Source organism: Mangrovihabitans endophyticus, assembly GCF_014646155.1.
GTDB lineage: Bacteria > Actinomycetota > Actinomycetes > Mycobacteriales > Micromonosporaceae > Actinoplanes > Actinoplanes endophyticus.
Genome location: NZ_BMMX01000006.1, coordinates 137,042 through 149,731, shown reverse-complemented (window position 1 = coordinate 149,731; position 12,690 = coordinate 137,042). Strand labels below are relative to the sequence as shown.

13 protein-coding genes are annotated in these 12,690 nt (G+C 70.7%); 6 read left to right on the top strand and 7 right to left on the bottom strand.

Annotated features, from left to right (window positions below):
• Positions 1–44: 44 nt before the first annotated feature.
• Together IEY73_RS10730 and IEY73_RS10725 are read right to left on the bottom strand one after the other, a co-directional pair.
• Complete coding sequence (locus IEY73_RS10730) at positions 45–818, bottom strand: SDR family NAD(P)-dependent oxidoreductase (RefSeq protein ID WP_189078984.1); 774 nt, start codon at positions 816–818, stop codon at positions 45–47.
• A 204-nt stretch (positions 819–1,022) separates the two neighbouring features.
• Positions 1,023–1,694, bottom strand: coding sequence for a hypothetical protein (locus IEY73_RS10725; protein WP_229715742.1), 672 nt, complete (start codon positions 1,692–1,694; stop codon positions 1,023–1,025).
• Between the two features lie 739 nt (positions 1,695–2,433).
• Between IEY73_RS10725 and IEY73_RS10720 the strand changes: the two genes are divergently transcribed.
• Together IEY73_RS10720 and IEY73_RS10715 are read left to right on the top strand one after the other, a co-directional pair.
• Positions 2,434–3,618 carry a WXG100 family type VII secretion target gene (locus tag IEY73_RS10720; RefSeq protein ID WP_189078983.1) on the top strand — a complete coding sequence of 395 codons (1,185 nt, stop codon included), beginning with the start codon at positions 2,434–2,436 and terminating at the stop codon, positions 3,616–3,618.
• Complete coding sequence (locus IEY73_RS10715; protein WP_189078982.1) at positions 3,615–3,935, top strand: hypothetical protein; 321 nt, start codon at positions 3,615–3,617, stop codon at positions 3,933–3,935. The genes IEY73_RS10720 and IEY73_RS10715 overlap by 4 nt, the downstream gene beginning before the upstream one ends.
• 280 nt (positions 3,936–4,215) lie before the next feature.
• Here IEY73_RS10715 and IEY73_RS10710 read toward each other — a convergent pair whose 3' ends face one another.
• From IEY73_RS10710 to IEY73_RS10690, 5 genes are all read right to left on the bottom strand, one after another.
• Positions 4,216–4,674, bottom strand: a complete 459-nt coding sequence (locus IEY73_RS10710) for a hypothetical protein (protein ID WP_189078981.1) — start codon at positions 4,672–4,674, stop codon at positions 4,216–4,218.
• Between the two features lie 15 nt (positions 4,675–4,689).
• Entirely contained in the window at positions 4,690–5,976 is a 1,287-nt protein-coding gene (locus IEY73_RS10705; RefSeq protein ID WP_189078980.1) for a WXG100-like domain-containing protein, read from the bottom strand.
• Positions 5,973–6,287 carry a type VII secretion target gene (locus IEY73_RS10700; protein ID WP_189078979.1) on the bottom strand — a complete coding sequence of 105 codons (315 nt, stop codon included), beginning with the start codon at positions 6,285–6,287 and terminating at the stop codon, positions 5,973–5,975. Before IEY73_RS10700 ends, IEY73_RS10705 begins: the two co-directional genes overlap by 4 nt.
• Positions 6,280–6,678 carry a YbaB/EbfC family nucleoid-associated protein gene (locus IEY73_RS10695; protein WP_189078978.1) on the bottom strand — a complete coding sequence of 133 codons (399 nt, stop codon included), beginning with the start codon at positions 6,676–6,678 and terminating at the stop codon, positions 6,280–6,282. Before IEY73_RS10695 ends, IEY73_RS10700 begins: the two co-directional genes overlap by 8 nt.
• 76 nt (positions 6,679–6,754) lie before the next feature.
• Positions 6,755–8,032, bottom strand: a complete 1,278-nt coding sequence (locus IEY73_RS10690; RefSeq protein ID WP_229715751.1) for an AAA family ATPase — start codon at positions 8,030–8,032, stop codon at positions 6,755–6,757.
• Between the two features lie 170 nt (positions 8,033–8,202).
• Here IEY73_RS10690 and IEY73_RS10685 point away from each other — a divergent pair, with 170 nt between their 5' ends.
• The 4 genes from IEY73_RS10685 (at position 8,203) to IEY73_RS10670 (ending at position 12,688) form a co-directional block, all read left to right on the top strand.
• Positions 8,203–9,216 carry a beta family protein gene (locus IEY73_RS10685; protein ID WP_189078976.1) on the top strand — a complete coding sequence of 338 codons (1,014 nt, stop codon included), beginning with the start codon at positions 8,203–8,205 and terminating at the stop codon, positions 9,214–9,216.
• A 24-nt stretch (positions 9,217–9,240) separates the two neighbouring features.
• On the top strand, positions 9,241–10,083 hold the full coding sequence (locus IEY73_RS10680; RefSeq protein ID WP_189078975.1) for a bifunctional DNA primase/polymerase: 843 nt from the start codon (positions 9,241–9,243) through the stop codon (positions 10,081–10,083).
• Between the two features lie 27 nt (positions 10,084–10,110).
• Positions 10,111–10,785 (top strand): activator of HSP90 ATPase, encoded by a 675-nt coding sequence (locus IEY73_RS10675; protein ID WP_189078974.1) that lies wholly within the window; start codon positions 10,111–10,113, stop codon positions 10,783–10,785.
• A 118-nt stretch (positions 10,786–10,903) separates the two neighbouring features.
• A complete protein-coding gene (locus IEY73_RS10670) occupies positions 10,904–12,688 on the top strand; it encodes a SpoIIE family protein phosphatase (RefSeq protein WP_229715741.1) in 1,785 nt (594 codons plus the stop codon).
• Positions 12,689–12,690 lie beyond the last annotated feature (2 nt).

Sequence of the window (12,690 nt, the reverse complement as noted above, 5' to 3'; positions counted from 1 at the left end):
CTGAAAGGTAGCCCAACCGTGCGACGCAATCGTGTATCCGCAGGTCAGAGCTCCTCCGGGTCACGACCGAGCGCGGCCCGGCCGCCGTCGACCGCCAGCACCGTGCCGTTGACGAAGGCGGCCTCCGCGGAGAGCAGGAACGCCACCGCGGAGGCGACCTCGGCGACACTTCCCATACGGCCGAGCGGGTGGGCGCGCGCGATCTCCCGTTCGAAGTCGGCCCGTGCGTCGGGCGCGAGACCGGCGAGATGACCGGCGGAACGCTCGGTGGCGATCGAGCCGAGGGCGACCGCGTTCGTACGGATCCCGTGCGGGCCGTAGTCGACGGCGAGCGCCCTGGTCAGCCCCTCGATGGCGGCCTTCGCGGTGGCGTAGGCCAACGCACCGCGTACGGCCCGCTGGGCCTGATGCGACGAGACGTTGACGATCGCTCCGGGCCGGTCGGTGGCCAGGAAGTGGCGGGCCGCCGCAGCGCTGCCGACCACCGCCGGACTCAGGTTCCGGCCGATCGCGGCGGTGACCGCGTCCGGGTCGGCGTGCAACCAGGCGTCGACGAAGACGGCGGCGTTGTTCACCCAGCCGCGCAACACGCCCGCAGCGGCGGCCTCGTCCACCGCGCGTTCGGCGGTACACCCGTCGGAGGCGTCGCCGATGACCGCCCGCAGGCGCGCCCGGGCGGGATGCTCGTCGATCCACCGCACCGCGGCGGCGTCGAATTCGATCACCACTACGACGGCGTCAGCGCGCTCGGCGAGGCGCTCGACGATGGCACGGCCGACACCGCGACCGCCGCCCGTCACGACGTACGAATTGGTCATCGCTCCCCCGATCGGCGCGGCCGTCCGGCGTGCTCCCGCATGCCTGCTGCCGTGTGGCGGGCCGGCGCGTTGGCTGGTCCCGGCCGTAGCCTACGGCCGACTCGGGGGTGCATGACCGTAATGGCGGCCACCGGATGCGGCCGGGCGGGGGACGGACAAGCAAAGGTCCCGCGGCCACCGCGCCGCGGGACCCGCTCCGTGGGATCAGGGGAAGACGAGACGACGGGGACGAGGAATCACCGGCGGCGGAAGCGGCAGGTCGTCGAGATGCGACCAGAAGATCATTCCGTTGTCGGTCGACTCGATCTCGCCGAGACAGGCGCGAACCAGCCCGAGGTTCGGCGCGCATGCGTACCCGGCTATGACGATGTGGGGATCGGGTTCGGCCTGCACGATCGCGGAGCAGACCTTGGCGACTTCACGTTCGTCGACGACATCCAGGGGAAGCGGCACTTCGGCCCGGGAGCGTCGCCACGCCGGCCCGAAGCGCCGCAGCAGCTCCCGCGCGAGGCGGCCGAAGGACCGGCCCACCTCGGCATCGCGCATCGACATGCGCGCCGACTGCCCGTAACACCACGGGACGACCAGATGACCATTGATGACGACGAGTTGATAGACGGACCTGGGAATGCTAACGATCTGTGCACCCGGGAGGGTACCGAGAAAGAGCACGAGCTCTTCGTACGGGAGAGGCCAACGCGGGTTGGCCAGCATGCGTTCGGAGGTCTGAGTCATTGCAGGGTGCGTATTGACTTCGCGGTCAATCGCCGTGCTCAATGCCTCGGGAACCCGGGTCCAAAGTTCGGAGGCGACCTTGTCGCCGAACTGATCGACCACCCAGGGGCTCGGACCAACCAGAACGTCTGGACGCATCATGAATCACCACCGTCCGTCTCGCTGGCGCTACTGCTGGCTAGAAGAGTTCCACCTCCGGTGATCGACTGGAAGAGGCAACTCCGGCCATCTCAAAAACGCACATGAATGAGGGCCAGCGGGGTCGGTCAAACCGCTGCGCCGACGCTGGATCAGCAGGTCCGGAGGCCGCAGGGCATGCAACTTGCACGCGCACCGCAGTGCAAGTTGCATGCCCCACGTCGCTATTCATCCCCGTGCGGCCATTCAATCCCCGGTTCATTTCATGCGCATGACCAGCAGGAAAACACCGATTGCCGACCACCATGGAGATTTATCCGGGCACCCGAGCCCACCGAGAAGATCAACTTTGACTGTCGGCTTCCCGACAGATCTTGTCGATGTCACCCGCTGCGGGCCCAGCGCCGATCCGTTGTCACCGTGGTTGACCTGCGGAAGCGCACCGAGATGCGGATACCGCCCCACCTGGGTGTCGTGTGCCCGGATTGCCGATCGCGGAAACCCGACGGAACGAATAACATCGATGGAATTCACCGCCCGCTCGGCGACCATGGTCAGTCGCGAGCCACGCCGGTCACGGTGCGCAATCGCCGGGCACCCAACCCCGCACACGGCATGTCGGTTCACGGCGATTCATCACCCGACGGGCGACGTGGGGCCGGGCGCGTCGGCGCGATCAGCTCATTGACTGATCGCGTCCTTTTGGTCACGCTTCGAACGTGACGCGGCAAGCGGGCACGCGATGACGGTCGATCCGGTGATAGCTGCCCGGTTCGACGACGCGGCGGGCCCGTGGGCCGGCGTGTGGATCGCCGATGAGATCGAACTGATCGCCCGGGGCGTCCACGATGGCACCTGGATCGACGGTGAACTCGCGCGCCCGCGCGCCGGACTCGGCGGCCTGGACGATCCCGCGTCGACACCCGGCCCCGCCGACGCGCTGCGGCGATGCGGGGCACCCTGGTTGGCCGCCGAGGTGGCGCCGCTGTCGGAGGCGATGCACCGGCTCACCGGCGACCCGGTGCAGATCGCCGCGCACGCCCGCGCCTGGCGACATACCGCGTCGGCGTTACGCCGCGAACTGAACGCTCTCACGACCGCGGTACGCCGGGATACGCGCGCGTGGACCGGTGGCGCCTCCGCGGCGTACCGGCGCTGGGCCGGCGAACGCGAACAGGCACTCGCCGCCCTGGCCCGGGCCGCGGAGACCATGGCGGCCATCACCGAGGGTACGGGCGCGCTGATCGGCACGGTCCGGGCGATGATGCGCGACGCCGTCACCGCGGTGGTTTCCCGCCTTCTCACGTACGCGGTAGAGCCCACCGCGACGGCGGGCGCAGCAGCCGTCGTCGCCGCCGAACGAGCCACCGCGCTGTGCGCCGCCACCGCGGCCACGATGTCCCGGTGGCTCACGGCGTTGTTCGCCAGCATCCGCCGGCTCCTTGGTGCGGGCGGCCGGCTCGCCGACCTGATACGGCTGCTCAAGGAGAAGCTCGTCGCGGGACGCAACAATGCGCTGGACGATCCCGAAGAACCGGCGCAACCCACCAAGGATCCGGAACTGGAGGCGGCACGGATTCACGGGCTCGGCATGGACCCGCACACCGCGCAGTTCCGGCCCACCGAGGCCGAGACGGCCCGCCGCCTGGAACGTGAACGGGGCATCACGTTGACCCGCGCACCGAGCAGCTCCCGGGCCGACTGGTTCGACGAGACAGACAGATCGTACGATGCTGTGGGACCGTTCGATCCGAAGTATTTCGAGCGTCAATGGCGCCGATTCTCGGAGCAGATCGTCTTGCACCTCAAAAAGGCGGACCTCGTCCCGGTCGACGTTTCACAATTCACGCCACAGCAGGTGGCGCGGATAGAGGCGTTCATCGCGCGAACGAACCTGGCTCCGCGCGTATTCATTGTGGGGAGATGATGGCAGCTCTGATCATGGTCGGACCCGGGCTCGACTGGCAGTCTTCCGGGGGACTGTTCGACTTCGTCCTGGAGTACCTCATCCCCCGCGTCTCGGACGCCAAGACGGCGGAGTGGCTGCAGACGGTGGTGAACGAGAACCTCGGCTCGATGTGGATCCCGGATCTACCCTCGGAGGCGCGGGAGGACATCTACCGGCTGTTGCAGGGCGGCTTGTTGACGCACGCGGAAAAGGAACTGCCGGAGGGCCCGGCAAAACCGGATACCCTGGCGACCCTGCGCGATCTGGTGCAGATGACCCGCGCCGGCAACGCTTGACTCCGCCCCGCGCCGCATGGCTTTCAGCCCCCGCACGGCACTCTGGTCATTTCCCAGTCTGGGCGGGATGTGGCGGGATACGCGCATGGGCAGATGCCGGCGTCGTCCATGGCCGCCTCGGGGCGTTCGGCCGTAGCCGGTGGCTGCCGTGAGGCAGCCATGACAGCCACCCGCACGGCTGGGTCACGAAGGCAGCCGCAGACTACGGCTGAGCCAGTCCGGCGGACCCCTTGAACACTCCCAGGAGCAACGACGCACCAGCGGGAGGCGGCACCGCTGATCACTCCTGATAGGCGAGCCATGCACTCCGATCAGGCGCATAGGGAGTGGTGTTCTCCGGCATCCATCGCAGCCCGGCGCGCTCCGAGGACACCGCGATCAACATGTCGAATCCCCGAACCAAGGCCATCGTCGCGGGATACTTGTCACTCAGCTCAACGAAGAGCAGCTTCGCTTCCTCAAGTTGAACACTCCGATCACCCCCGGTGAAGCCGACGTCGAACATCATCGGGAAAGAGTCGGTAAAGGATTCCTCGTCGAGGGCGGCATCGGGGTCGACCGTGAAGTTCCCATAAACCTCGCCGCCTACTACGCCCTCGGCCAGTCGCGCCGGCCGCCCGAGATAGACCCTGTCGGCTGCGTCACGAGTGAGTTCCATGCCCAGCATCGACGCCAGCTCCGCAGCGAGTTCGTTGGGCGGCATACTGACGCGAAGGTAAATATGCTCCTGCGTGGACAACTGAGACTCCTACACTCAGGGAAGTTCCATCATAGTACCGTCACCAAGAATGAATCGCACCTTGCCGGGAAACGACATTGAATGCGCCCGCGCTTGTCCTAATGCCCTGGCATATCCGCGGCGCGCCTCAGCCTCCAGAAGTCCGACCTCCCGACCATCTATGACGACATTGCCCCCGCCGGTCGACTCTGTCTGCCTCCCGGCCGCAAGAATATTGGTTCGCACGGCACCACTACTACCGCTCTCAATGGTCTTGAACTCTGTGACGGTGCCGAGGTCCGATGGGCTAGTCCGCACCATGGCATCGGGGTTCTTGAGATTTTGGACGTTGTCAATGCGTTCCCGGGGGTGAACCATTTCATGCTCGTCGGCGAGCCGATCGGCAACGGCTCTCTCCTTAGCTTGGAAAAGCCCGCGTGGGTCGTGTACCCCCGGCGAAAAGTCCCGGCCCAGCGGGCCATGGTGCATGCCCGGATCGAAATCGGCATCGCCTGGGCGAGGCGGCTCGGAGCTACCGCGTCCGGGTGGCCGACCCGGATTGCCTGACGAGTGCCCGCGCAGCAGGCGCTTCAGCGCCTCGATCAGGTCTGCCAGCCGGCCGCCTTCGCTCATCAGCCGGCGCAGGCTGCTGATCAGGCTCTTCAACCAGTGGGTGATCTTGGCAGCCCACGACGCCACCAACGTCGTCACCTGCTCCACGACCAAGGGGGTCGCCAAGCCCGCCGACGCCACCAGCTCGCCCGCATAAACGATCAGCCGGGACACCACCGTCGCGATCGCGTCCCGGACCATGATGCGGACGGTGCCGACAAGGATTCCAGCGCCCTCGGTGATCGCGCCCATCGTGTCGCATGCCCGCGCCAGCGCGTCCAACGAACCGTCACGTTGCGCCGCCCACGCCCGGTACGCCGTCGCCGCCGTGCCCTGCCATTCGGTGATGTCGTGGCGTACCGCCCGGGCGAACTCGTCGGACTCGGTGCGCAGCTCGGAGGCGGCGTTGCGCCACGTCTGAGCGTGCGCGGCGATCTGTGCGGGGTCGCCGGCGAGCCAGTCGAGCGCCTCGGACAGCGGCCGCACGTGTTCGATAAGCCAGGAGATCCCGTATTGCAGCAGCGCGCCGACCGGATCGGACACCAACGCCAGGCCGTCGAGGCCGGCACCGACCGCGCCGAGGGTGCCGTCGATCCAGTTGCCGCCGCGCACGCCCTGGGCGATCAGTTCGATGTCCTCGGCGATCCAGACCCCCGCCCACGCCCCCTCGCCCTGGTCGACCCGGCCGGCCACGAGGGGGTTGATGGTCACGGTCCGCCGCCTGCTTGGCGGAACGCCGACGCGCGGCGCTCGTCCGCCGCGCCGTAATCGCCCGCCGTGGCGCGCAACCGCGTGCCGGTGTCCTGCAGCGAACTTGCCGCCGAGTCGATGCCGTCCACCAGGACGTCCTGCAAGCCGTTCAGGAAGGCGGGCACCATCGCGCACAACATCCCGTACGCGTTGCCGCCCGCGCGCACGGCGGCGCCCGCCCGTGCCGCCGTGGCGACCCGTTCGGCGACGGCCTCCACGTGTCCGGCGTGGGCGAGCAGCTCGGCGTGCCGCACCGCGACCTCGTCAGCCATCCTGACGCTCCACCGGCGGCACCGGGGTCTGCCGGGCGGCGTACGAGGCGATGATGGCCTGCGCGGTCGGCGAGTCGGCGCCGAGGGCTTCCTCGGTGGCAGTGGTGGCCTGCGCGAGCAGCGCCGACTGCGCGGCGTGCAGGGTGCCGAGGATCTTCCGCGCGGTCTCGTCGGCCGGGCGTTGCCGGATCTCCTCCGCCAGCTCCAGCCGGGTGATGGTGCCGCTGGCGTTCACGGCAACCGTCACGAGCCCGTCGTCGCTGCGCGCCTCGGCGGTCAGCCCACCGAGCTGTGCGGACAGCTCGCGGGTGCGCGCGGCGCGCTCGTCGATGCCCGCCTGCCACTCGTCGACGAGCCGTTCGGCGTCGTCGAGGTCCCGGCCGTCGAACATGGAGCCCCCTTCGGTCAAGCTGCCCACATCCGCGATCGAGCCCACGGTAGTACCGCGGACGAACCCGGCCCAGGGGTCAGCGATGCCGTCCCGGGCCGGACCGGGCCAGGTGCGCCAGCATCGCCTGGTTCGCCTCCCAGCCGTCCGGGAACTTGACCGGGACGTTGAGGTGCACCGGCTCGGTCGAGGGATGCGCGTCCAGCAGGTCGGCGATCCCGGCGCGGGCCACCACCACGCACGCGTGCCGGTGCCGGGAGGTGAGCACGCACAGGCGGCCCGATTCGAGGTGGAACGCGGTGGCGTCCTGGCGCCCGGAGAGTGGGTGCAGCACCACGGTGAGGTCGTATTCGCGTCCCTGCAGCCGGTTAGCCGTGTCCACGGTGACGCCGGATGCCCAGGGCGGCAGGAACGAGCGGATCGCCGCGGCCTGGTCCCGGTGGGCGGCGCCGATGGCCACCCGGTCCGCGGACAGCCGCGCGCTCCCCTTCTCGGAGACCGCGACGGCCTCCCGCGCCAGCGCGCGCACAGCCAGGTCGGCGCAGGCCGCGGCGGCCTGCGCATCGGTACGTACGGTGAAGCGGGCGGGCAGTTCGTGCAGTCCCCAGCCGGTGGCGGCGGCGGTGTCCAGCACCGCGTCCCGTTCGTCGTCCGCGGGCCGGCCGAAGGTCAGCGACCGGTCCCCCGGCCCGGTGCCGGAGCGGAATCCGGTGAACGGATAGAACGCCTCGGCAACCACCGGCGCGGCGGTGTGCGGCAGCCGCCAGGACACCGGCAGCCGGTGGACCGGCAAGTCCGGGTTGTGCCGCAGGAGCACCGCAACGGCGCTCTGCATGGGGTCCCAGGACAACCCGGTCCAGCGATCCACCTCGACGGTGGAGAACGGGTCGAGTTGGCCGGGGTCGCCGACGAACAGGGCGCGCGCGAAGCGCGGGGCGACGCGCAGCAGGGCGTCGGAGCGCATCTGGTAAGCCTCGTCCACGATGGCCCACGGCCAGACGCCGTCGGTGACGGTGGCCCATTTGGCGGCGGTGCCGATGGTCACCGCGGGCTCACCCAGGTCCGCGACCTTGACGCCGACGCGGCATCGCGGGTGGCCGCGCACCCGTTCGGACGGCACGTAGTCCACCGCGGAGAGCCGGCCGACCGGCAGCGCGGGGTGCGCGCCGCCGAGACGATCGATGAGGTCGTCGACCTGCTCGTTGGTCTGCGCGACGATGATCAGCGGGGCGCCGGTCGCGGCGAGCACGCCGGCCGCGCGCACCACCAACGTGGACTTGCCCGCGCCGGGCGGGGAGTCGACCACGACGCCGCGGTGGTCGCCGGAGGTGAGGTCGCCGAGCACCGCCTCGATCACGCGGGCGGGATCCGGGCACGGGAGGTGCCCGGCCGAGGCATCGGACGAGGTGGTGGCGGTGGAGCGGGTCGGCGACACGACACCGAAGGTAACCCGGCGTCCTTAGCAGTTCCATGACATCGGTCTCCCATGACTGTCACTAAATGGACAGGCATCGCTACTTTGGGTACATGCGTGCGTCGTACCGACCCTTCCTGCGACCGCGCCGCGGCGAGCTCACCGCGCTGCACCATCTCGACCCGGTGACCGCCGCGGCCACCCTGCCCATCCTGGAGATGCACGGCGAACGCAACGTGGCGCGCCTGCTCACGACCCTGCACCCGCGGACCGGAGCGGTCGGCATGGACTTCGGTGACCTGCCGGACGATCCGGACCCGCTGCGCTCCCCTCCACTGGATCTGGCCGAGCACCTGATCGACCTGGACATCGCGATGATCCCGGTGCTGCGTGCCCACGACACCGGGCGTCGCCTGGTGGAACACGGCCTGGCGGCGCGGATGCACCTGCGCCGCGGGATCCTGCGCCTGCAACCGCACGTGGACGCCACCAACCCCGTCGAGGCCGACGCGGTGACCCGGCGCGTCATGCGCGGCAGCGATCTGGACTGCGAACAGCTCGACCTGGTGATCGACCTGGCCGAGACGGCCTGCCGCGCTCATGCCGACGCGGTGGAGGAACGGGCCCGGCGGGTGTTGCGCTGGGCCCGTTCACGGCCGTGGCGCTCGGTGAGCGTGGCCTCCGGGGCGATGCCACCCAACCTGGACGGGTTGCCGGTCGACCGGGCGGTGCCCCTGGGCCGGCTGGACGCACGGGTGTTCCAGCACTTGGAAGAGGAGGATGTCGACTTCGCCGATTACGGCGTCACCTCCCCCGTGCGCCGCCGCGATGCGCCCTATCACCGACAGTTGCCGACCTTGCGATACACCGCCGAGCACGCGTGGTGGATCTATCGATGGGCGCGGCGCGGCGGGCGCAGCGACGATCGGTGCCGCGACCTGTGCCGCACACTGACGCAGTCACCGCAGTGGCCGGCCGAGGGGGCCCGGTTTTCCTGGGGCGACGCGCAGATCGCCCGGCGGTCGCGGATCGCCCATGGCGGCGGTAGCGCCAACGGGTGGATCGCGTGGAGCACCTCGCATCACCTCACGCACGTGGTGCGGATGCTGCATACGACCGCGACGTGAGCCGATCATCGTACACTTGTATCAATGTTGCTCGCGGCGGCACTGGCGTACGCCCGGCTCGGCATCCCGGTCCTGCCGGTGCATCCGCCTGCCGGTCCCGGCGTCTGCTGCTGCGGGCGGCCGGACTGCGACCGGGTCGGCAAGCACCCGTTGCTGCGGCACGGGCTGCACGACGCGAGCACCGACCGGCGCCGCATCGCGGTGTGGTGGGAGCGGTGGCCGCGAGCCAACATCGGGCTGCGCACCGGCGTGGTCATGGACGTCGCGGACGTCGACTCGGCACCGGGTTGGCACGGCTTGTGCCTGTTGCTCGGCGGCGGGCCGCCGGACGGTCCGCAGGTGCGCACCGGCGGCGGCGGCCGGCACGTGTGGTTCCGGCCGTGCGGGCACGGCAACCGGGTGCGCCTGCTGCCCGGCTTGGACTGGCGCGGACGCGACGGCTATGTGGTGGCGCCGCCGTCCCGGCATGCCGGCGGAGCCGATTACCGCTGGCTGTGCCCGCCCACCGCCGGGCTGCCGGAGGTGACGCCCGCGCTGCGCGAGCTGATCGCCGGGCCGCCCGCCGTCTCGGCACCGGCACCGGTCGGCGATCCGGACCGGTACGCACGGGCGGCCCTGGAGGCCGAGGCGGACCGCGTGGCCCGGGCACCGGTGGGTGCCCGCAACGACACCTTGAACCGCGCCGCGTTCGCGCTGGGTCGGCTGGTCGGTGCCGGGATGCTGGACGAGGGGCCGGTGTGCGCGGAACTGACCGCCGCCGCGCTGCACGCCGGACTGGGCCGCGCCGAGACGCGCCGCACCCTGCGATCCGGCCTGTCCGCCGGACGGATCCGGCCGTGGAACCAGGGTCCGAGTCATGTGGCATGAGACCGGCATCGCCGCCAAGATGGTGCGGTGAGCGACGAACGGGTATTGAAGCCGTACGACGTGCAAATTTCGCTGACCGTGAGCCGCGACGCGGCGTGGCAGGCGGTGACCAGCCCACCGATGCTGCGGCGCTGGTTCGGGTGGGACTACGACGGGTTGGATGCCGAGATCCAGCACATCTTCGTCACCGAGGCGACCCTGATCGCGCCCGAGCGGATGGGCTGGGCGGACGGGTCCTATCTGGAGGTCACCGGCGACGAGGACCGGTGCACCGTACGCGCCGTACGGGAAGGACCCGATCCGGACGACCCGGACCGTTACGACGCGATCGAGGAAGGCTGGCGCTCGTTCCTCGTCCAGTTGCGCCACCTGCTGGAGCGGCGGCCCGACGGCGAGCGTCGGACGCTCTATCTGACCGGACACGCCACCGGCCGGGAGGCGCTCGGTCTGGTGGACGGCGACTGGACGACGGACGGCCCACGGACCGGGTGGACCATCGACGCCGGGGGTCATCTCGTGGTGGTGGCGACGCGCGCCCCGCTGGACCATCCGGACGCCTCTCGTGCCGAGGTGACCGTCTCGACGTACGGGCTCGGCGACGCGGAGTTCGCCGCGTGCCGGGAGATCTGGACCAAGCGGTGGTCCACCGTGGCGGACGAGGCCGCGGTGACCCATGCCGGCACCCCCGCCCCGACCGGCTGACCACCCGCAATCGCACCTCCCGGCACCGCGCGGACGGCCTGTCCAGCGGGTATCTTTCTCCTCGCCGCCCGCGGGCGTGTGCCACCTGCCCGGGATGCGACGGCGAGAAGAGGAAGCCATGGCTGACGCGGTGTCCGAGCGTCTGCGATCGCTCCGGCGGGCCTGCCTGGACGCCGCGCCGGACGAGACGTTCGACCGGTTCGCGCGCCTGGTCCGGCGGTTGCTCGCGGTCCCGGTGGCGCTGGTCTCCCTGGTCGACGACGATCGCCAGTTCTTCCCCGGCCAGAGCGGGCTGGGTCCGCCGTGGGACGTCGCCCGGCAGACGCCGCTGAGCCATTCGTTCTGCCGGCTGGTGGTGGCCGAGGGACGACCCAAGGTCTTCACCGACGCGCGAGCCGATCCGCAGGTCCGCGACAGCCCCGCGATCGGGGACCTGCGCGTGGTGGCGTACGCCGGGATGCCGCTGACCGACGCCGACGGACGCACCCTCGGGTCACTGTCGGCGATCGACCATGAACCCCGCGAGTGGACCGCGGACGATCTGGCGGTGCTGGCGGAGCTGGCCGCCGCGTGCTCCGCGGAGCTGCGCCTGCGCATCGCCCGGGAGATCGCCGAGGAGGCGCGCCGGAACGCCGAGACCGCCCACGATCAGCTCGCCATGCTGGCGGAACTGACCCGCTCGATGGCCGCCACGCGGGACGTCGAGGAGTCCCTGCAACGGGTCGCCGACGCGCTGACACCCCGGCTAGCCGACTGGTGCGTGGTGTCGCTGCTGGACGAGACCGGCCGCACTCGCCGGGTGGTGGCGGCGCACCGGGATGCGGACCAGGCGGCGGCGGTGGCACGGCTGGCCGAGCTGGCCGCGGGGGCGATCCCGAAGGCCACCTTGATGCTCAGCGTGCTGCGCACCGGCCAAGCCGTCCGCACGGCCGGCGCAGAAGCCGCGGAGCTGCGCGCACGGGTCGGCGACTCGGAACTCGCCGATCTGACCATCCGCCTCGGGTACGCGTCGCACCTCACCGCCCCCGTCGTGGCACCGGTCACGCAGCGCATCCTGGGCACCGTCACGCTGGTCAACGGACCGGACCGGGCGGCGTTCACGGACTCCGACGAACGGACCGCGGTGGACATCGGGCGACGCGCCGGCATGGCCATCGACAACAACCGTTGGTATCGACGGCAACGCCACGTCGCCGAGGTGCTGCAACACAGCCTGCTCACCGAATTGCCCCGGCTGGACGGGGTGGAACTGCACGCGCGGTACCGCCCGGCGCAGGTCGGCGCGGCCGTGGGCGGCGACTGGTACGACGCGTTCCGGCAGCCGGACGGTTCGGTGGTGCTGGCCGTCGGGGATGTCTCCGGGCATGACATCGAGGCCGCCGCGACCATGGGCCAGCTCCGCAATCTGGTGCGCGGCAATGCGTACGGGCGGGGCGACGAGCCGGGCGCGTTGCTGAGCCAGCTCGATCAGACGCTGCGCGGGCTGGGCGTGTCGTGCGCCGCCACGGCAGTGCTGGCCCGGCTGCGCCACACCCCGGAGGGCTTCGCGGTGACGTTCGCGAACGCCGGGCACCCACCGCCGATGCTGGCCCGGCCGGACGGAGGGGTCGACGTCTGGTGGACCGAGCCGGAGCCCCTGCTGGGGCTGAGTCCGCGCGGGTCCCGCAGCACGCACCTGCGCCACGTGCCGGTCGGTTCCACGCTGCTGCTCTACACCGACGGCCTGGTGGAAGACCCGGGCCAACTGATCGACACCGGCATCGACCGGGTCGCCACGCTGCTCGGCGAGCGGGCCGGTGCGCCCGGCGAGGACATCTGCTCCCGGCTGCTGGCCGACGCGGAACGCCGGGCGGACGACGTCGCCCTGCTGCTGATCCGGATGGGCGCCGCGGAACCGGCGTGACC